Here is an 18,650-nt window from a genome sequence, read left to right as displayed (position 1 = left end):
TGGCCGCCCGAAGCAAAGCGCGGCGCAACTTTTTCCGCCGCTCATGCGTAACTGATCCATCCCCAAGGAAGGAACCGCCATGATCGAGCTGTTCTTCGTCACCTGCCTGCTGGCCCAGCCCGACCGCTGCACCGATCGAAGCCTGCTGTTCGAGGAACGCGGCGGGCTGTTCGGCTGCATGCTGCAGGGCCAGTCCGAGCTGGCCCGCTGGATCGAGACCCATCCGTCCGAACGCGTGCGCGAATGGAAATGCCGCTATGCCGGGGCGGGCGAGCGCCGCGCCTGAAATTCAGGCAGCGGCCCCGCGGCGGGCATCGCGCGCTTTGGCGCAGGGCCATGCCGTGCTAGGCTGCATCGGCGGGGAGGACACCCAAGCGAGGTCGTCCCATGATCGAACTGTTCTTCGTCACATGCCTTGCGGCGGACCCGGCCGTCTGCCGCGACCGCAGCCTTCTTTATACCCAAGACGTGGGTCTGATGACCTGCATGATGGGGGCGCAGACCCAATTGGCCGCATGGGCCGCCCGCCACCCGGATCAGCGCGTGGCGCGCTGGCAATGCCGGATGGCGGGGTTGTCCGACCGGACGGCGTGAGGCCCGGGGTCCGGGCGCCTCAGCGGCGCCCGGCCTCCAGCGCATCCTCGAAGGTGCGCAGGCCCATGCGCGGGGACTGGACCAGCACCGACATGTTGCCGGGCTTGTGCTGGTTGCGATACATCTTCATATGCGCCGCCGGGATCTCGGCCCAGGGAAAGACCTCGGACATGCAGGGGTCCAGGCGGCGTTCCAGCATCAGCTTGTTGGCGGCGCTGGCCTGCTTCAGATGCGCGAAATGCGAACCCTGCACGCGCTTCTGGTGCATCCAGAGGTAACGCACGTCGAAGGTGCAGTTGAACCCGGTGGTGCCTGCGCAGATCACGACCATGCCGCCCTTCTTGCAGACCAGGGTGCTGACCGGAAAGGTCGCCTCGCCCGGATGCTCGAAGACGATGTCCACGTTGTTGCCCTTGCCGGTGATGTCCCAGATGGCGGCGCCGAACTTGCGCGCCTCGGTGAACCATTCCTTGTATTCGGGCGTGTTCACCTTGGGCAGCTGGCCCCAGCAGTTGAACTCCTTGCGGTTGATGACCCCTTTGGCGCCCAAGCCCATGACGAAGTCGCGCTTGTCCTCCTCGGAGATCACGCCGATGGCGTTGCCGCCGGCCGCGTTGATCAGCTGGATCGCATAGGACCCCAGCCCCCCCGAGGCGCCCCAGACCAGCACGTTCATGCCGGGCTTCAGTTCGTGCGGCTCGTGGCCGAAGAGCATCCGATAGGCCGTGGCCAGGGTCAGCGTGTAGCAGGCCGATTCCTCCCAGGTCAGGTGGCGCGGGCGGGGCATCAGCTGCTGGGCCTGGACGCGGGTGAACTGGGCGAAGCTGCCATCGGGGGTCTCGTATCCCCAGATCCGCTGCGTGGGCGAGAACATCGGGTCGCCGCCATTGCAATGCTCGTCATCGCCGTCATCCTGGTTGCAGTGGATGACGACCTCGTCCCCGACCTTCCAGCGCTTGACCTTGTCGCCCACCGCCCAAACGATGCCCGAGGCGTCGGATCCGGCGATGTGATAGGGCTGCTTGTGCACGTCGAACATGCTGATCGGCACGCCGAGGCCCGCCCAGATGCCGTTATAGTTGACGCCCGCCGCCATCACCAGGACCAGCACCTCGTTGCTGTCGATCTTGGGGGTCTCGACGACCTCCAGCTGCATGGCCTGATCGGGTTCGCCTTGGCGTTCGCGGCGGATCGCCCAGGCATGCATCTGTGCAGGCACATGGCCCAGAGGCGGCATCTCGCCGACCTCATACAGGTCTTTGACGGGCGCATCATAGGGCGCGATCGTGGTCGGTGCGTCGAGGGCCATCTGCTTCTCCTGTCCAGTGCCGCAGCGCAGAATCAATGCGCCTGATTGGCTTGTCCTATGTCAAACAGGGTAATAATGCAATCATCGAACCCGTCAAGACGAAATAAAATGTCCGCTGCGTCGCCGCATCTGCCGCGGTGCGGCGAATTGACGGCGCAGTATTCTGTCTGTATCAATTTTGCAAAGGCAATATTGTTGCGAGGACCTCTGATGGCCGAGAAGGACAAACCCTGGTTGTTCCGCACCTATGCGGGCCATTCGACGGCGGCGAAATCGAACGCGCTCTATCGGACAAACCTGTCCAAGGGTCAGACCGGCCTGTCGGTGGCCTTCGACCTGCCGACCCAGACCGGCTATGACAGCGACCACATCCTGGCGCGGGGCGAGGTCGGCAAGGTCGGCGTGCCCGTCTGCCATCTGGGCGACATGCGCGCGCTGTTCGACCAGATCCCGCTGGAGCAGATGAACACCTCGATGACGATCAACGCGACCGCGCCCTGGCTGCTGTCGCTCTATATCGCCGTGGCCGAGGAGCAGGGGGCCGATGTGTCGCGCCTGCAGGGCACCGTCCAGAACGACCTGATCAAGGAATACCTGTCGCGCGGCACCTATATCTGCCCGCCCGCGCCGTCCTTGGCGATGATCACCGACATCGCCGCCTATACCCGCCAGCACCTGCCCAAATGGAACCCGATGAATGTCTGTTCCTATCACCTGCAGGAGGCGGGCGCGACGCCGGAGCAGGAGCTGGCCTATGCGCTGGCCACCGCCATCGCGGTGCTGGACGACCTGAAGGGCAAGGTCCCCGAGGAGAGCTTCCCCGAGATGGTCGGGCGGATCAGCTTCTTCGTGAATGCGGGCATCCGCTTTGTGACCGAGCTGTGCAAGATGCGCGCCTTCACCGAGCTGTGGGATGAAATCACCCGCGACCGCTATGGCATCGCGGAGGAGAAATACCGCCGGTTCCGCTATGGCGTGCAGGTCAACAGCCTGGGCCTGACCGAGCAGCAGCCCGAGAACAACGTCTATCGCATCCTGCTGGAGATGTTGGCCGTCACGCTGTCCAAGAACGCCCGCGCCCGCGCCGTGCAGCTGCCCGCCTGGAACGAGGCCCTGGGCCTGCCGCGGCCTTGGGATCAGCAATGGTCGCTGCGTATGCAGCAGATATTGGCCTATGAGACGGACCTTCTGGAATATGGCGATCTGTTTGACGGCAACCCGGTGATCGCGGCGAAGGTCGAGGAGCTGAAACAAGGCGCGCGGGACGAGCTGGCGCTGCTGGACCAGATGGGCGGGGCGATCGCGGCCATCGACTACATGAAGGCGCGGCTGGTCGAATCGAATGCCGCCCGTCTGGGGCGGATCGAGACGAATGAGACGGTCGTGGTCGGCGTGAACCGCTGGCAGCAGGCGGAACCCTCGCCGCTGACGGCGGGGGATGGCGGGATCATGGTCGTGGACCCGGCGGTGGAACAGGATCAGATCGCCCGGCTGCAGGCCTGGCGGGGGGCTCGCGACGAGGGGGCCATCGAGGCCGCCCTCGCCGCGCTGCGCCTTGCGGCGCAGAAGGGGGACAACATCATGACTCCGTCCATCGCGGCGGCGCGGGCCGGGGTCACGACCGGCGAATGGGCCGGCGTGATGCGGTCGGTGCATGGCGAATATCGCGGCCCCACGGGCGTGTCCGCAAGCCCGTCCAACCGCACCGAGGGACTGGAGGAGATCCGCGAGGCGGTGGATGCGGTCAGCGCCCGCCTGGGGCGGCGGCTGAAGTTCCTGGTCGGCAAGCCGGGCCTCGACGGCCATTCCAACGGGGCCGAACAGATCGCTTTTCGCGCCCGCGACTGCGGCATGGACATCACCTATGAGGGCATCCGCCTGACGCCCGAGGAGATCGTCGCCCGCGCGCGCGAGGAGGAGGCCCATGTCGTCGGCCTGTCGATCCTGTCGGGCAGCCACCTGCCGCTGATCGAGGATCTGATGGCGCGGATGCGGGCCGCCGGGCTGGACCACGTGCCGGTCATCGTCGGCGGCATCATCCCCGACGAGGATGCGGCACGCCTGCGGGCCATGGGCGTGGCGCGGGTCTATACCCCCAAGGATTTCCAGCTGAACACGATCATGATGGATATCGTGGGGCTGGCCGAACCCGGCGCCGAGGCCGCCTGAAATGCGGAACGCCGCCCCGATGGGGCGGCGTTCGCGGTGTCGATGGCGGCTGGATCAGAAGCCCAGGCCGGCATATTTCGACTTGAACTTGGACACACGGCCACCGGCATCCATCAGGCGCGACGAGCCGCCGGTCCAGGCCGGATGCGAGGTCGGGTCGATGTCCAGCGACATGGAATCACCTTCCGCGCCCCAGGTGGAGCGGGTCTCGTAGGTGGTGCCGTCGGTCATCTTGACCGAGATCATGTGGTAATCAGGGTGGATGTCTTTTTTCATGGCGTGACCTCGGCTCAGGCTTTCGCGTCCGACAGGGGACGGTAGTTGGTCTTTTCGACGATACGGGCCGACTTGCCGCGACGATCGCGCAGATAGTACAGCTTGGCGCGACGGACCTTGCCGCGACGCACGACCGTGATCGAATCGATATTGGTCGAATAGAGCGGGAACACGCGTTCCACGCCTTCGCCGAAGCTGATCTTGCGGACCGTGAAGCTGGCCGCGATGTTCGCGCCGCCACGGCGCGAGATGCAGACGCCTTCGTAGTTCTGGACGCGGGTGCGGGTGCCCTCGGTCACTTTATAGCCGACGCGGATCGTGTCGCCGGCCTTGAAGTCGGGGATGGTCTTGCCGAGCTCGGCGATCTGCTCGGCTTCGAGTTGTGCGATCAGGTTCATCGCTTGGGTTCCTTGTCATGCTCGCGGTGTCTCCGCGATTGGTCTGATGCGCCCGAGCGCTGTCGGTCCTTTGTCGGGTCCATACCGTCCTGGTATGCCCGCCACAGATCGGGGCGGCGTTCCCTGGTCAGCCTTTCGGCCTCACTCGCCCGCCAATCGGCGATGGCCGCGTGATTGCCCGACAGCAGAACCGGCGGGATGTCGCGGCCGTCCCATTGGGCAGGCTTCGTGAACTGGGGAGCCTCGAGAAGACCCCGGTTGCCGATGGAAAAGGATTCCTCGGCCAGAGAATCATGATTGCCCAGCACGCGCGGTATAAGCCGGACCGTCGCGTCGATCAAGACCTGCGCGGCGATCTCTCCTCCGGTCAGGACATAGTCGCCGATGCTGACCTCCTCGATGGCGTGCTTGTCCAGCACGCGCTGGTCCACGCCCTCGAAGCGGCCGCAGATCAGGGTAACCCCGGGGCCTTGCGCCAGGGCGCGGGCGCGGGCCTGGGTCAGCGGCCTGCCGCGCGGCGACATGTAGATCACCGGCAGGCCGGGTCCCGCCTCGCGCAGGGCCGCGTCCAGCACGTCGGGGCGGATCACCATGCCCGCGCCGCCGCCCGCGGGGGTGTCGTCGACGTTGCGGTGCCGGCCCAGCCCGTGTTCGCGCAGCGGGATGGTCTGCAGGTTCCACAGACCCTGCGCCAGGGCCTTGCCGGTCAGGGACAGGCCCAGGATGCCTGGAAAGGCCTCGGGGAACAGGGTGACGATGCGCGCGGTCCAGGCGCCCAGGACCTGCGGTTCCGCCATCAGCTCGCGCGGGCGCAGGCTGGGGCGGGCGGTCAGGCGGCCATGGGATCGGGGCGCGTCGGTCATTCCCCGCCGTCGCCTCCGCTGTCCTGGGGCGGGTCGACGATGATGCGGCGCGCGGCCAGATCGACCGTCGGCACCACGGCCCGGGTGAAGGGCAGCATCAGCGCCTGCGCGCCGCCCACGATCTCCAGGATGTCGCCCGCGCCGTGGTCATAGATCGCGCGGACCCGGCCCAAGGCGGCGCCGCCGGTATCGACGACCTCCAGCCCGATCAGGTCGGCGTGATAGAATTCGTCATCGGGCAGCGAGGGCAGCACGCTGCGCGGCGCCCAGAGCGTGACGCCTCGCAGGGCATCGGCCTGTTCCTTGGTGGTGACGCCCGACAGCCGCGCGCCCAGGCCCCCGGTGACCGGGCGCGTCAGGGTCAGGTCGAACCGGCGCGCCCCGTCCTCGGTCGTCAGGGGGGCATAGCCCGCGATGTCGGTCGGCTCGGCGCAGAAGCTTTTCAGCCGCACCTCTCCGTGGACCCCGAAGGCGCCCGCGATGGCGCCGACGCAGATGCGATCATGGCTCATGTCAGTCCCCCGAAAGGCAGACTGGCGGGGTCGCCCCCGCCAGCAGGATCACTCGGCGTCGGCCGGAGCGGCCTTCTTGGCGCGCTCTTCGGCGCGGGCCTTGGCTTTCTTGCCCGGCTCGGCCTTCTTCATGTTCTTGCGCTCGGTCTTTTCCTTGACGCCGGCGGCCTCCAGGAAGCGGGCGACGCGGTCCGTGGGCTGCGCGCCCTGGCCCAGCCAGTACTGGATGCGCTCCACGTCCATCTTGACGCGGTCTTCGCTGTCCTTGGCCAGCAGCGGGTTGTAAGTGCCCAGCTTCTCGATGAAGCGGCCGTCGCGCGGCATGCGCGAATCGGAGGCGACGATGGCGTAATGCGGGCGCTTCTTGCTGCCACCACGGGCCAGGCGGATCTTCATGGACATGGATAGTCTCCTTGGGTTGTCGTCCGGTCAGGACTGATAATGCTCGTGGTGCCGAATGACTTCGGCGATCACGAAGGTCAGGAATTTGCGCGCGAATTCCGGGTCGAGATCGGCCTCGCGCGCGAGGCGTTCCAGGCGTTCGATCTGGCTTGCCTCGCGCGAGGGATCGGACGGCGGAAGGTCGTGGTCGGCCTTGAGGCGGCCGACGGATTGGGTGTGCTTGAAGCGCTCGGCCAGCGTATAGACCAGGATCGCGTCCAGGCGGTCGATGCTGGCGCGGTGGTCCTTCAGCAGGGCCGCGGCGCGGGCGGTGGCGTCGGTCATGCGGCCTCCGGGGCGGGGTGGCGATAGACGATGCAGGGGTGATCGAAGACCGGCGTGGCGGCCCCCCGGTCGCGCACCGCCCCAAGCCGTTCGGCCAGCGCGATCGAACGGGCGTTCTCCGGGTCGATATAGCTGACGGCGGTGGTCCAGCCCAGATCGCGGAAGGCGTGCTCGCGCGCGGCGCGCACGGCCTCGGCCACCAGACCCTTGCCCTCCACCGCCTGCGACCAGGCGGTCCAGCCCAACTCGCGCTCGGGCCAGCCATCGGGATACCACGGGCCGACCATGCCCAGGGGCATGTCCTCCTGCCCCTTGTGGCAGAAGACGAACATGCCAAAGCCGCGCATCACCCAATGGCCGGTCAGATGGCCGAAGGCGCGCCAATAGGCGCCGGGCTTGGGTTCGGTCACGCCGCCGCCCACGAAGCGCGCGCGGTCGGACTGATAGAAGCTGCGCCAATGCGGCCAGTCGCCGCCCTGCGGCGCGCGCAGGATCAGGCGCTCGGTCTCGAGGGCCGGGGTGGGGGACAGGGTGATCATTTCTTGCCGAACATCCCGCCCAGCCCGCCCGGCAGCCCGGCGCGGCCCAGTTGACCGCCCAGGCCCTTGGGATCGGCCAGCATCTTCTGCGCCTCGGCCATCTTGGCGGGGTCGAGGTTGTCCATGTCGGGCAGGCCGCCGCCCTTGCCTGTCATGGCGCGCATGGCCTGCTTCAGCATGCCGCCCTTGCCCATCTTGCCCAGCTTCTTCATCGTGTCGGCCATCTGCTTCTGCATCTTCAGCAGCTTGTTCAGGTCCGACACGTCGAGACCCGCACCCGCGGCGATGCGCTTTTTCCGGCTGGCCTGCAGCAGGTCCGGATTGGCGCGTTCCTTCTTGGTCATCGAATTGATCAGGGCGATCTGGTGGCGGATGACCTTGTCATCATAGCCCGCGGCCTCGGCCTGCTTGGCCATCTTCTGCATGCCGGGCATCATGCCCATGACAGACTGCATGCCGCCCATTTTCTGCATCTGCTCCAGCTGGCCGCGCAGGTCGTTCATGTTGAAGAGGCCCTTCTGGAACCGCTTCATCATGCGCTCGGCCTGCTCGACCTCCAGCACAGCTTGGGCCTTCTCGACCAAGGCCACGATGTCGCCCATGCCCAGGATGCGGCCCGCGACGCGCTGCGCGTCGAAGGTCTCCAGCGCGTCCATCTTTTCGCCCAGACCCACGAAGCGGATCGGCTTGCCGGTCACGGCGCGCATCGAGAGGGCCGCGCCGCCGCGCCCGTCGCCGTCCATCCGGGTCAGGACCACGCCGGTGACGCCGACCTTGGCGTCGAATTCCGTGGCGACGTTCACGGCATCCTGGCCGGTCAGGCCGTCGACGACCAGCAGCGTCTCGCGCGGCTGCGCGATGTCGCGGACTTGCTGGACCTGGTCCATCAGCGCCTGGTCGATATGCAGGCGACCGGCGGTGTCCAGCATGACCACGTCATAGCCGCCCAGACCCGCCTGCGTCTTGGCGCGGGTGGCGATCTGTGTCGCGGTCTGGCCCGGCACGATGGGCAGCGTGTCGACGCCGATCTGCTGGCCCAGAATGGCCAGCTGCTCCATCGCGGCGGGACGGTTGGTGTCCAGCGACGCCATCAGCACGCGCTTCTTTTCGCGGTCCTTCAGGCGCAGGGCCAGTTTCGCGGTGGTCGTGGTCTTGCCCGAACCCTGCAGGCCGACCATCAGGATGGCGGCGGGCGGGTTGTCGATGCGCAGCGCGCCCGCATCCTCGTCCCCCGACAGGACCTTGATCAGCTCGTCATGGACGATCTTGACGACCTGCTGGCCGGGGCTGACCGATTTCGTGACCGCGGCACCCGTGGCCTTGGCGGTGACCGCCTTGACGAAGCCGCGCGCCACCGGCAGGGACACGTCGGCCTCCAGCAGGGCCACGCGGACCTCGCGCATGGCGGCGGTGACGTCATCCTCGGTCAGGGCGCCCTGCTTGGTCAGCCGGTCGAAGACGCCGCCCAAACGGTCGGAAAGGTTCTCGAACATCGTCGGGCCTCCTGGTCCAAAACACGAATGCCCCCGTGGGCGCGACGCGCTGACGGGGGGCGATCCCCACGGCCTGCGCAGGGACCGGAAGGCCAACCTTCCGGGAATCCGGGATCGTTTACGAAAGAACGCCCCCCAAGTCAACCTTGGAGGGCGGGATCATAATCAGGCCGCCAGCGCGTCCATCGCCGCCTGCGCGCGGGCCATGCCCGCATCGCGGTCGAAGGCCAGCCCGTCGGCGGGTACGAAGGTCACGTCGGTGATGCCCAGAAAGCCCAGCATGTGGCGCAGATAGCCCGAGGCATGGTCCAGATCCGACCCCATCGGCGTGCCCGCGGCGGTATAGGCGACGATGGCGCGCTTGCCGGTCAGCAGGCCCTCCGGGCCCTCGGCGGTATAGCGGAAGCTGACGCCAGCCCGTGCGATCTGGTCCAGCCAGTTCTTCAGCGTCGCGGGCAGCGAGAAGTTGTAGACCGGCAGCCCGATCACCAGCGTGTCGGCGGCCTGGACCTCGGCCAGCAGTGTGTCCGAGGTGCGGATGCGGTCCTGTTCCTCGGCGGTGGGGCTGTCGGTGCCGACGCGCACGGCGCGGAACCAGGTGCTGTCGATGGCGGGCACGCCTTCGTTCAAGTCGCGGCGGGTGACGGTCGCGCCGGGATTGGCGTCGCGCAGGCGATCGACGATCTGGGCGGTCAGCTGGCGCGAGACCGAGGCGTCTTCGGTGATGGCGCTGTCGAGATGCAGGATGTTCATGGCGGGCTCCATTGGTTTTCTGCGTTGCAGCAGATTTAGGTCTATGCACCGGCGAACGAAAGGGCGATAGTCGCGCAACACTTGTGCGGGGATGCACATGCAGATCGAATCCTGGGACGATATCCGCGTGGCGCTGGCCGTGGCGCGCATGGGCACGGTCAGCGGCGCGGCCCAGGATCTGGGGGTGCATCATGCGACCGTCATCCGGCGCATCGACGCGCTGGAGACGGCGCTGCAGGCCCGGCTGTTTCAGCGCCACACCCGCGGCTATGCCCTGACCGAGGCCGGGCGCACCCTGCTGGAGGCGGCAACGGCCGCCGATCAGCGTTTCGCCCAGATGGCCGCGCGCATCGCGGGCGCCGCCGAACGGATCGAGGGCGAGCTGATCGTCACCTCGCTGCCCGAGCTGGGCGATCTGGTCCTGCCGCGGCTGAGCGCGCTGCTGGCCCGCCATCCCGACCTGCGGCTGACCTATGTCACCGATACCCGCCTGTTCCGCCTGGATGCGGGCGAGGCGCATGTCGCCATCCGCGGCGGCCCCAAGCCGCAGGAGCCCGATTACGTCGTGCGCGCGCTTGGGGTGATGGACACGACGCTCTATGCCTCCGAGGCCTATCTGGCGCGGCATGGGACCATCAGGGATCCGCGCGACCACCGCTTTGTGTTGCCCGGCCCGATGGCGCGGGGCGCGCCCTTCATGCGCTGGCTGCAGGACCGGATCGGGCCGGAGAACATCGTCATGACAGCCAATGACGCGGTGGCGCGGGCGGCGGTGATCCGCGCCGGGCTGGCCGCGGGGGTGCTGCCCGACAGCCTGGCCGCGGACCTCGTCCCGGCCCTGAGCATGGAGGAATGGCAGTCGCAGCTGTGGCTGGTCACCCATGTGGACCTGCACCGCACGCCCAAGGTCCAGGCCGCGCTGGCGGCGCTGCGCGACGACTGACCCTTTCCTTTGCCGCGGCGGCGTTGCACGTTGTGCAGGCAACCGGAGCCCGCCATGACCGCCACCGCGAACGCCCTGAACCAGACCCCGCCGGGCATCAGCGCCCAGATGGGGGCGGCCGAATGGGGCCTGCTGATCCTGCTGTCGGTGATCTGGGGCGGGTCGTTCTTCCTGATCGGGGTGATTGTGCCGTTTCTGCCGGTGCTGTGGATCGTGGCGCTGCGGGTGGCCATCGCGGCGCTGGTGCTGTGGGGGATCGTCTGGGTCACAAGGCGGGCGCTGCCGAGGGGCGCGGGCCTCTGGGGGGCGTTCCTGGTGATGGGGGTGCTGAACAACGCCATCCCCTTCGCGCTGATCGCTTGGGCGCAGGGGTCGATCCCGGCGGGGCTGGCCTCGATCCTGAACGCGACGACGCCGCTCTTCACGGTGCTGGTCTCGACCCTGCTGCTGGCGGATGAGCGGGCGGGGGCGCTGCGCCTGATGGGCGTGGCGACGGGGGCGCTGCGGGGTGGCCGTGATGATCGGGCTGGACGAGGTCGCGGGCCAGGCGCATGGCGTCCTGCCGCAGCTGGCGATGCTGGGGGCGGCGGTCAGCTATGCCTTCGCCAACACCTTCGGGCGCCGGTTTCGCGCGCGGGCCGTCGATCCGGTGGTGACGGCGGCGGGCATGGTCACCGCGACCAGCCTCGTGCTGCTGCCGCTGGCGCTGATCCATGACGGGCCGCCGCCGCCGCTGCCGGGGCGCATCTGGCTGTCCGTCGCGGTGCTGGGGGTGGTCTGCACGGGGCTGGCCTATGTGCTGTTCTTCCGCATCCTAGCGCGGGCGGGGGCCACGAACATCTCGCTGGTGACTTTTCTGGTTCCGGTCTCGGCGATCCTGCTGGCATGGCTGTTTCTGGCCGAGACCCTGGGCCCGGCCCAGATCCTGGGCATGGCGGTGATCGGGCTGGGGCTGGCGATGATCGACGGGCGGCTGCTGGGCCGCCACCCGCCGGGCCGGGCCTGACGGCGCGGGCATCGACGCCCGCGATCCCATCCGCTAGGTTTCCCGCCAAGGGCAGGGCAGGGGGCCGCGCGTGGCACATATCATCACCGTCGGGAACGAGAAGGGCGGGTCGGGCAAGTCCACCACCTCGATGCATGTGGCGACCGCGCTGGCGCGGATGGGCCACCGCGTCGGCGGGCTGGACCTGGATGTCCGCCAGCGCAGCTTCGGCCGCTATTTGGAGAACCGCACGGCCTTTTGCCGCCGCATGGGGATCGACCTGCCCACGCCCCTGCTGGGCCGGCCCGGCGACGGCCCCGACCCCCTGACCCCCGCGCTGGAGGCGTTGGAGCGCGATTGCGATTTCATCCTGCTGGACTGCCCCGGCTCGCATACCCGGCTCAGCCAGATGGCGCACAGCCTGGCGGACACGCTGATCACGCCGATGAATGACAGCTTCGTCGATTTCGACCTGCTGGCGCGGATCTCGCCCGAGGGGGAGGTTCAGGGCCCGTCGATCTATGCCGAGATGGTCTGGAACGCGCGCCAGATGCGGGGTCAGGCGGGAGCGGGGCCGATCGACTGGCTGGTGCTGCGCAACCGCCTCGGCAGCCAGCAGATGCACAACAAGCGCAAGGTCGGCGGCGCGCTGGCCGATCTGTCGCGGCGCATCGGCTTTCGCGTGGCGCCGGGATTTTCCGAACGCGTGGTCTTTCGCGAGCTGTTTCCCAACGGGCTGACGCTGCTGGACCTGAAGGATGCGGGCGGCGAGACGATGAGCATGTCCCATATCGCCGCCCGCCAGGAATTGCGCGACCTGATCGCCGAGCTGCGCCTGCCCGGCGTCAGGATCGCCTTCTGACGGCGGGGCGGGGTCCTGCGTGGCCCCGCCCGGGGCCGATCAGGCCAGCATGCCCATCGGGTTTTCCAGATGGGCGACGATCGCCTGCAGCAGTTGCGCGCCAAGCGCGCCGTCGATGACCCGGTGATCGACCGACAGGGTCATGGACATGACGTTGCGGATGACGACCTCACCATCCTCGACCACGGGGGTCGGGATGCCGGCGCCCACGGCCAGGATCGCGCCATGGGGCGGGTTGATGACGGCGTCGAAATTCTCGATGCCGAACATGCCCAGATTGCTGATCGCGAAGCTGCCGCCCTGATATTCATGGGGCGCCAGCTTTTTCGATTTCGCGCGGCCCGCCAGATCCTTCATCTCGGCCGAGAGCGCCGAGAGGGTTTTGGATTCCGCATCCTTGAGGACCGGGGTGAACAACCCGCCCTCGATCGCCACGGCGACCGCGACATCCGAGGGTTTCAGCTTCAGGATCCGGTCGCCCGCCCAGACCGCGTTGGCGTCCGGCACCTCCTGCAGGGCCAGGGCGCAGGCCTTGATGACGAAGTCGTTGACCGACAGCTTGACGCCGCGCCCCTCGAGCTTCTTGTTCAGCGTGGCGCGGAAAGCCATCAGCTCGTCCAGCTTGGCCGAGCGGCGCAGGTAGAAATGCGGGATGGTCTGTTTCGCCTCGCCCAAGCGGGCGGCGATGGTGCGGCGCATCCCGTCCAGCGCGACCTCGGTCGTCTCGCGGTCGGCATACATCTTGAGGACCGCGTCGGCGGACGGCCCCTTGGGGGGCTGGGCTGCCGCGGCGGGGGCGAGCTTGGGCGCCTCGGCCTTCGCCTCGGGCGCGGGGGCCGTGCCGGGCTTGGCATTCTCGACATCGGCTTTGACGATCCGGCCGCGCGGGCCGCTGCCGGTGATCTGGGACAGGTCCAGCCCCTTGTCGGCCGCGATGCGCCGCGCCAAGGGCGAGGCGAAGATGCGGCTTCCGTCCTTGCCGCCCTGCACGGCGGCATCCTTGGGCGCGCCGATCGGTCCGCCATAGCCCTTGTCGGCGGGGCCGGGTTCGGCATCCGCCTTGGGCGCGTCCGGTTTCGCCTCGGGGGCCTTCGGGGCGTCGATGTCGCCGGCCTCCTCGCCATCCTCCAGCAGGACGGCGATGGGGGTGTTGACCTTGACCCCCGATGCGCCTTCCTCGATCAGGATCTTGCCGATGCGGCCCTCATCGACGGCCTCGAATTCCATCGTGGCCTTGTCGGTCTCGATCTCGGCGATCACGTCGCCGGACTTCACCTCGTCGCCTTCCTTCACCAGCCATTTGGCCAGCGTGCCCTCCTCCATGGTGGGCGAGAGCGCGGGCATCAGGATTTCCGTGGGCATCGCGCTGCTCCCTTACTTGTAGGTGACTTTTTTCACGGCTTCGACGACCTCGGCGGGCGTGATCAGCGCGTGCTTTTCCAGATTGGCGGCATAGGGCATGGGCACGTCCTTGCCGGTGCAGTTGATCACCGGCGCGTCCAGATAATCGAAGGCGTTCTCCATCACCCAGGCCGAGATGTGATTGCCGATGGCGCCGACGGGGAAGCCCTCTTCGACGGTGACCAGGCGGTTGGTCTTTTTCACCGAGGCCAGGATGCTGTCGTAATCCAGCGGGCGGAGCGTGCGCAGGTCGATGACCTCGGCATTGATGCCCTCCTCGGCCAGTGTGTCGGCGGCCTCCAGCGCGTGGGCCATGCCGATGCCGAAGCTGACGATGGTCACGTCATCGCCCTGACGCGCGATGCGGGCCTTGCCGAAGGGGATGGTGAAATCGTCCATGTCCGGCACCTCGAAGGAGCGGCCATAGAGGATCTCGTTTTCGAGGAAGATCACCGGGTTCGGGTCGCGGATCGCCTGTTTCATCAGGCCCTTGGCGTCGGCGGCGCTGTAGGGCATCACCACCTTCAGGCCGGGGATCGCAGCATACCAGGCGGCATAGTCCTGGCTGTGCTGGGCGCCCACGCGGGCCGCCGCGCCGTTCGGGCCGCGGAAGACGATCGGGCAGCCCATCTGGCCGCCGGACATGTAGAGCGTCTTGGCCGCCGAGTTGATGATATGGTCGATGGCCTGCATGGCGAAGTTGAAGGTCATGAATTCGACGATCGGACGCAGGCCGGCCAGCGCGGCGCCGGTGCCGATGCCGGCAAAGCCGATCTCGGAGATCGGCGTGTCCACGACACGGCGCGGGCCGAACTTGTCCAGAAGACCTTGGCTGATCTTGTAGGCGCCTTGGTATTCGCCCACCTCCTCGCCCATCAGGAAGACGGTCTCGTCGCGCTCCATCTTCTCGGCCATGGCCTCGCGCAGGGCTTCCCGCACGGTCATGGTCTTCATCTTGGTGCCTTCGGGCCAGTCGGGGCTGCGGTCGGGTTCGGGCGTCTTCACCTTTTCCACCGCGGATTCGCCGGGCTGGGTCGAGGCATCCTCGGTCTCGGGCTTCTTGGCCTCGGCAGGCTTCTCGGCGGGTTTGGGGGCCTCGATGTCGTCGGCGGATTCGCCTTCCTCGACCAGGACGGCGATGGGGGTGTTGACGGCGACGCCTTGGGTGCCCTCGGCCACCAGGATCTTGCCCATCACGCCCTCGTCCACGGCCTCGAATTCCATCGTGGCCTTGTCCGTCTCGATCTCGGCGATGATGTCGCCGGACTTGACGGCGTCACCTTCCTTCTTCAGCCATTTGGCCAGGGTGCCTTCCTCCATCGTGGGGGACAAAGCGGGCATCAGGATTTCGGTTGCCATTGCGTGTCACCCCCCTCAGGCGTGTTCTTCGGCGCTGCCCTGGGGCAGGTCGTCGGCATAGATGTCGGTCCACAGCTGATCCAGCGCGGGCTCCGGGCTTTCCTTGGCGAATTCGGCGGAATCGTTGACGATGTCCTTGATTTCCTTGTCCAGCGCCTTGAGGTCCTCCTCGGTCGCGTGCTTGCCGGTCAGCAGCATCTCGCGGATGTTCTCGATCGGATCACGCTCGTCGCGCATCTTCTGGACCTCCTCGCGGGTGCGGTATTTCGCGGGGTCGGACATGGAATGGCCGCGATAGCGATAGGTCATGACCTCCAGGATGTAGGGGCCCTTGCCCGCGCGGCAATGCGCCACGGCCTTTTCACCGGCGGCCTTCACGGCCAGCACGTCCATGCCGTCCACCTGTTCGCCCGGGATGCCGAAGGCCTCGCCCCGGCCGAAGAGGCTGGTCGATTTCGTGGAACGCTTGACGCTGGTGCCCATGGCATACTGGTTGTTCTCGATCACGAAGATCACCGGCAGGTCCCACAGCTCGGCCATGTTGTAGGTCTCGTAGACCTGGCCCTGGTTGGCCGCACCGTCGCCGAAATAGGTGAAGGTGACGTTGTCATTGCCCAGATACTTGTCGGCGAAGGCAAGCCCCGCACCAAGCGGCACCTGCGCCGCCACGATGCCATGGCCGCCGTAGAAATGCTTTTCGCGGCTGAACATGTGCATGCTGCCGCCCTTGCCCTTGGAATAGCCGCCCTCGCGGCCGGTCAGCTCGGCCATGACGCCGCGCGCCTCCATCCCGCAGGCCAGCATGTGGCCGTGATCGCGATAGGAGGTGATGCGCTTGTCGCCCTCTTTCGCGCAGGCCTCGAGGCCGACGACGACGGCCTCCTGGCCGATATAGAGGTGGCAGAAGCCGCCGATCAGGCCCATGCCGTAAAGCTGGCCGGCCTTTTCCTCGAACCGGCGGATCAGCAGCATGTCGCGGTAATACTGGAGAAGCTCGTCCTTCGAGACATTCGCCTGCGTCTCGGGTTGGGAGCTCGGTTTCCTGGCCATGCGGCGTATCCTCCTGGAAGCGTGGTCGGAATAGTTCAGCGTTAAACTATCCGTAGCGCATCGCCGCAACCCGTGCAATGCCGCCTAGCGGAGGATGATTTCATCCGCCCGCAACACGCCCAGCACCTCGCGCGCGCGTTCGTCCAGCAGGTCCAGATCCAGATAGTCGTCGGACAGGCGGCGGGTCAGGTTCTGCATCCGCGTGACCTCGGCGCGCAGGGCGTCGCGGGCCTCGGCCAGCTCGGCCGTCTCGGATTCGATCTGGATGCGGCGCAGGATGCCCGACGGCCCCTGCACAGCCGCAAAGGCGAAATAGAGGCCCAGAAGGACCGTCAGGACCAGAAAGACGGTGGCGCCGATGGACAGTCTTTGGGGCATGGGGCAGTTCCTTGTCGCGCAGCGATCCTGCCACAGGCCGGGTGCGGGGGGAAAGCCCCCGTCAGGCGTGGCGGTCGAATATCGCCTGCAGGCGGCGGGCCTCGTCCGCCATGCCCCAAGGCGGGTTCAGCACCCACATCCCCGATCCCACCATGGAATGGCCGGGCCGGGCGGGGGCAAAGCGCACCTCCGAGATCAGGGCATCGGGATGATCGACGGCCAGCCGCGCGGTCATCGCCAGATGGCGGTTGTCGGTCAGCAGCGGATACCACAGCGCGATGATCCCCACGTTCCACTTGCGCGCGATCTGGGCGATGCGGCGGGGAACGGATTCGTAATCGGCCTTCACCTCGTAGCTGGGGTCGATCAGCAGCAGCCCGCGGCGCGGATCGGGCGGGCAGAGGGCGTTGGCCATCGCGAACCCGTCGCGGTGATGGGTGGTGGCGAATCCCGCCACCGCGCGCAGCGCCTCGTATTCGCCGGGATGCAGTTCGGCCAGATGGGCGCGGTCGTCAGGGCGCAGGAAATGCGCGGCGATCAGCGGCGATCCGGGATAGGCGCGCGGTCCCCGGACGGCACGGATGGCGTCCAGCGCCCCGATCAGCGGGTGATCCCCCGGCAGCCAGCCGCCGGTGATGGCGCGGTCGACGCCCTGCGCGGCCTCCTGCGTCTTCTGCGCCTGGTCCGATCCCAAGTCATAGAGGCCGCGACCCGCATGGGTCTCCAAGTAGGAGAGTGGCTTGTCCTTGGCGGTCAGGTAATCCATCGCCCAGGCCAGCAGCGCATGTTTATGCAGGTCGGCCAGGTTACCCGCGTGATAGCCGTGTTGATAGCTGAGCATGCCGCCCCGATAGCGCGTTTCCCGCCGCCCGGAAAGGGTCAGTCGGCGCGGCTGACCTCGGATGCGGATTTCAGCACCTTGGTGCCGTCATCCTGCTCGATCAGATAGGCGGGGTCGTCCTTGCTGGCATCGCGGGTGACGGTGTTGCCCTTGATCGTCCGTTCGACCTTTTCGGTGAAGGTCTCGGCGATCTTGCCGGTGGCGGTGCCGTTGCCCCATTTCCATTCGACCTTGGACCCTTTGCGCAGACTCATCGCGACCTCCGACATGCTGTCGGGGTCAATGCGCGGATCATGGGGCGGGTTCCTGCGGGAGGGCGCGGCGACCTCCAGGGAGGAGGAGGGGAGGTCGCCGCTGAACGCTGGCCCAGGGAGGAGGAGGGGCCGCGTATGGGGTGCGGCAGGGCCAGGGAGGAGGAGGGCCGTGCCGCAGGCGCCGGGTCCGGGAGGGAGGAGGAGAGGACCGGGCGCATCCGTGTGCCGCAGATGGGGCGGCTATGTGAGGGCGCGGCGACCTCCAGGGAGGAGGAGGGGAGGTCGCCGCTGAACGCTGGCCCAGGGAGGAGGAGGGGCCGCGTATGGGATGCGGCATGGCCAGGGAGGAGGAGGGCCGTGCCGCAAGCGCCGGGTCCGGGAGGGAGGAGGAGAGGACCGGGCGCATCGGGTTGCCGCAGATGGGGCGGCTATGGGTTTGTGCGGCGACCCCTGGGGAGGAGGATCGGGGCCGCCGCCTTGGCACGAGAACCCGGGGAGGAGGATCGGGTTCCTGCGCGTCTTGCGGCGACATCCCTCAGGGAGGAGGAAGGAGGGATGTCGCCAGACCCGGTCCAGGGAGGAGGAGAGGACCGGGAAAGGGAATTACTGGGCCGAGCCCCAAGCCGCTTCATGGGCCAGGCGGGTGATCATCGAGCGGCTGATGCCCAGATCGTCCAGATCACGGGTGGTCAGCGCGTTCAGTTCACGCACGGTCTGGCGGTAGACGGCGCGGCGGGCGCGGTTTTCCTGCATGCGCTGGATGGCGCTCAGCAGGCGGCCACGCAGGCCGGCGACGGCGGCGGTGTTCTGTGCCTGGGCGATAACAGCCATCTTGGTATCCTTTCGGTTCGTCTCGTCTGTCGCCGTTCCCGGATTGGCCCGGCGCTTCGTTGGATTGAAGATGGACCCATCGGGGCGATCTGACAACGGACGGTTTGGTAATGC

At 67.5% G+C, this 18,650-nt stretch carries 23 protein-coding genes and 1 pseudogene; 7 read left to right on the top strand and 17 right to left on the bottom strand.

Annotated elements, in window-relative coordinates:
- Nucleotides 1–79 precede the first annotated feature (79 nt).
- Both JHW48_RS12390 and JHW48_RS12385 read left to right on the top strand, forming a co-directional pair.
- Nucleotides 80–286 carry a hypothetical protein gene (locus JHW48_RS12390; protein WP_119887508.1) on the top strand — a complete coding sequence of 69 codons (207 nt, stop codon included), beginning with the start codon at nucleotides 80–82 and terminating at the stop codon, nucleotides 284–286.
- A gap of 101 nt (nucleotides 287–387) precedes the next feature.
- Nucleotides 388–594, top strand: coding sequence for a hypothetical protein (locus tag JHW48_RS12385; protein WP_119887509.1), 207 nt, complete (start codon nucleotides 388–390; stop codon nucleotides 592–594).
- 19 nt (nucleotides 595–613) lie between these two features.
- Here the strand turns inward: JHW48_RS12385 and ccrA are convergent, their stop codons facing one another.
- A complete protein-coding gene (gene ccrA, locus JHW48_RS12380) occupies nucleotides 614–1,903 on the bottom strand; it encodes a crotonyl-CoA carboxylase/reductase (protein ID WP_119887510.1) in 1,290 nt (429 codons plus the stop codon).
- Nucleotides 1,904–2,113: 210 nt separating this feature from the next.
- Here ccrA and JHW48_RS12375 point away from each other — a divergent pair, with 210 nt between their 5' ends.
- Complete coding sequence (locus JHW48_RS12375; RefSeq protein ID WP_119887511.1) at nucleotides 2,114–4,072, top strand: protein meaA; 1,959 nt, start codon at nucleotides 2,114–2,116, stop codon at nucleotides 4,070–4,072.
- Between the two features lie 54 nt (nucleotides 4,073–4,126).
- Here the strand turns inward: JHW48_RS12375 and rpmE are convergent, their stop codons facing one another.
- The 9 genes from rpmE to JHW48_RS12330 form a co-directional block, all read right to left on the bottom strand.
- Nucleotides 4,127–4,348 carry a 50S ribosomal protein L31 gene (gene rpmE / locus JHW48_RS12370; protein WP_119887512.1) on the bottom strand — a complete coding sequence of 74 codons (222 nt, stop codon included), beginning with the start codon at nucleotides 4,346–4,348 and terminating at the stop codon, nucleotides 4,127–4,129.
- Between the two features lie 14 nt (nucleotides 4,349–4,362).
- Complete coding sequence (gene rplS, locus JHW48_RS12365) at nucleotides 4,363–4,746, bottom strand: 50S ribosomal protein L19 (RefSeq protein ID WP_119887513.1); 384 nt, start codon at nucleotides 4,744–4,746, stop codon at nucleotides 4,363–4,365.
- Nucleotides 4,743–5,609: a tRNA (guanosine(37)-N1)-methyltransferase TrmD gene (trmD, locus tag JHW48_RS12360; RefSeq protein ID WP_119887514.1), complete on the bottom strand. Its 867-nt coding sequence runs from the start codon at nucleotides 5,607–5,609 to the stop codon at nucleotides 4,743–4,745. Before trmD ends, rplS begins: the two co-directional genes overlap by 4 nt.
- Nucleotides 5,606–6,121, bottom strand: coding sequence for a ribosome maturation factor RimM (rimM, locus tag JHW48_RS12355; protein ID WP_119887515.1), 516 nt, complete (start codon nucleotides 6,119–6,121; stop codon nucleotides 5,606–5,608). Before rimM ends, trmD begins: the two co-directional genes overlap by 4 nt.
- A gap of 48 nt (nucleotides 6,122–6,169) precedes the next feature.
- Nucleotides 6,170–6,523, bottom strand: coding sequence for a 30S ribosomal protein S16 (gene rpsP, locus JHW48_RS12350; RefSeq protein ID WP_119887516.1), 354 nt, complete (start codon nucleotides 6,521–6,523; stop codon nucleotides 6,170–6,172).
- 27 nt (nucleotides 6,524–6,550) lie between these two features.
- Nucleotides 6,551–6,847 carry a chorismate mutase gene (locus JHW48_RS12345; protein WP_119887517.1) on the bottom strand — a complete coding sequence of 99 codons (297 nt, stop codon included), beginning with the start codon at nucleotides 6,845–6,847 and terminating at the stop codon, nucleotides 6,551–6,553.
- Entirely contained in the window at nucleotides 6,844–7,386 is a 543-nt protein-coding gene (locus tag JHW48_RS12340) for a GNAT family N-acetyltransferase (RefSeq protein WP_119887518.1), read from the bottom strand. The genes JHW48_RS12345 and JHW48_RS12340 overlap by 4 nt, the downstream gene beginning before the upstream one ends.
- Nucleotides 7,383–8,879: a signal recognition particle protein gene (ffh, locus tag JHW48_RS12335; protein ID WP_272835607.1), complete on the bottom strand. Its 1,497-nt coding sequence runs from the start codon at nucleotides 8,877–8,879 to the stop codon at nucleotides 7,383–7,385. The genes JHW48_RS12340 and ffh overlap by 4 nt, the downstream gene beginning before the upstream one ends.
- 165 nt (nucleotides 8,880–9,044) lie before the next feature.
- On the bottom strand, nucleotides 9,045–9,632 hold the full coding sequence (locus JHW48_RS12330) for an FMN-dependent NADH-azoreductase (protein WP_119887373.1): 588 nt from the start codon (nucleotides 9,630–9,632) through the stop codon (nucleotides 9,045–9,047).
- A gap of 97 nt (nucleotides 9,633–9,729) precedes the next feature.
- Between JHW48_RS12330 and JHW48_RS12325 the strand changes: the two genes are divergently transcribed.
- The 4 genes and pseudogenes from JHW48_RS12325 (at nucleotide 9,730) to JHW48_RS12310 (ending at nucleotide 12,422) form a co-directional block, all read left to right on the top strand.
- Nucleotides 9,730–10,575: a LysR family transcriptional regulator gene (locus JHW48_RS12325; protein WP_119887372.1), complete on the top strand. Its 846-nt coding sequence runs from the start codon at nucleotides 9,730–9,732 to the stop codon at nucleotides 10,573–10,575.
- A 54-nt stretch (nucleotides 10,576–10,629) separates the two neighbouring features.
- A pseudogene (locus JHW48_RS12320) lies at nucleotides 10,630–11,007 on the top strand (EamA family transporter); the annotation flags it as partial.
- An 85-nt stretch (nucleotides 11,008–11,092) separates the two neighbouring features.
- A complete protein-coding gene (locus tag JHW48_RS12315; RefSeq protein WP_336390887.1) occupies nucleotides 11,093–11,581 on the top strand; it encodes a DMT family transporter in 489 nt (162 codons plus the stop codon).
- 70 nt (nucleotides 11,582–11,651) lie between these two features.
- On the top strand, nucleotides 11,652–12,422 hold the full coding sequence (locus tag JHW48_RS12310) for a division plane positioning ATPase MipZ (RefSeq protein ID WP_119887371.1): 771 nt from the start codon (nucleotides 11,652–11,654) through the stop codon (nucleotides 12,420–12,422).
- A gap of 39 nt (nucleotides 12,423–12,461) precedes the next feature.
- On the opposite strand, the gene JHW48_RS12305 is transcribed toward JHW48_RS12310, so the two are convergent.
- The 7 genes from JHW48_RS12305 to JHW48_RS12275 form a co-directional block, all read right to left on the bottom strand.
- The gene (locus JHW48_RS12305) at nucleotides 12,462–13,784 is read right to left on the bottom strand and encodes a pyruvate dehydrogenase complex dihydrolipoamide acetyltransferase (RefSeq protein ID WP_119887370.1); all 1,323 of its coding nucleotides are present in this window, start codon (nucleotides 13,782–13,784) and stop codon (nucleotides 12,462–12,464) included.
- 12 nt (nucleotides 13,785–13,796) lie between these two features.
- Complete coding sequence (locus JHW48_RS12300) at nucleotides 13,797–15,182, bottom strand: pyruvate dehydrogenase complex E1 component subunit beta (protein ID WP_119887369.1); 1,386 nt, start codon at nucleotides 15,180–15,182, stop codon at nucleotides 13,797–13,799.
- 15 nt (nucleotides 15,183–15,197) lie between these two features.
- Nucleotides 15,198–16,232: a pyruvate dehydrogenase (acetyl-transferring) E1 component subunit alpha gene (gene pdhA, locus JHW48_RS12295; protein WP_119887368.1), complete on the bottom strand. Its 1,035-nt coding sequence runs from the start codon at nucleotides 16,230–16,232 to the stop codon at nucleotides 15,198–15,200.
- Between the two features lie 84 nt (nucleotides 16,233–16,316).
- Nucleotides 16,317–16,610, bottom strand: coding sequence for an FtsB family cell division protein (locus JHW48_RS12290; RefSeq protein ID WP_119887367.1), 294 nt, complete (start codon nucleotides 16,608–16,610; stop codon nucleotides 16,317–16,319).
- A 61-nt stretch (nucleotides 16,611–16,671) separates the two neighbouring features.
- Nucleotides 16,672–17,451, bottom strand: coding sequence for a 23S rRNA (adenine(2030)-N(6))-methyltransferase RlmJ (locus tag JHW48_RS12285; RefSeq protein WP_119887366.1), 780 nt, complete (start codon nucleotides 17,449–17,451; stop codon nucleotides 16,672–16,674).
- A 38-nt stretch (nucleotides 17,452–17,489) separates the two neighbouring features.
- A complete protein-coding gene (locus JHW48_RS12280) occupies nucleotides 17,490–17,705 on the bottom strand; it encodes a hypervirulence associated TUDOR domain-containing protein (protein WP_170152346.1) in 216 nt (71 codons plus the stop codon).
- Between the two features lie 603 nt (nucleotides 17,706–18,308).
- Nucleotides 18,309–18,536 (bottom strand): DUF1127 domain-containing protein, encoded by a 228-nt coding sequence (locus JHW48_RS12275; RefSeq protein ID WP_170152345.1) that lies wholly within the window; start codon nucleotides 18,534–18,536, stop codon nucleotides 18,309–18,311.
- Nucleotides 18,537–18,650 lie beyond the last annotated feature (114 nt).

Origin of the sequence: Paracoccus aestuarii (assembly GCF_028553885.1) — a bacterium.
Lineage (GTDB): Bacteria > Pseudomonadota > Alphaproteobacteria > Rhodobacterales > Rhodobacteraceae > Paracoccus > Paracoccus aestuarii.
This window is presented reverse-complemented; position numbering and strand designations above follow the sequence as displayed.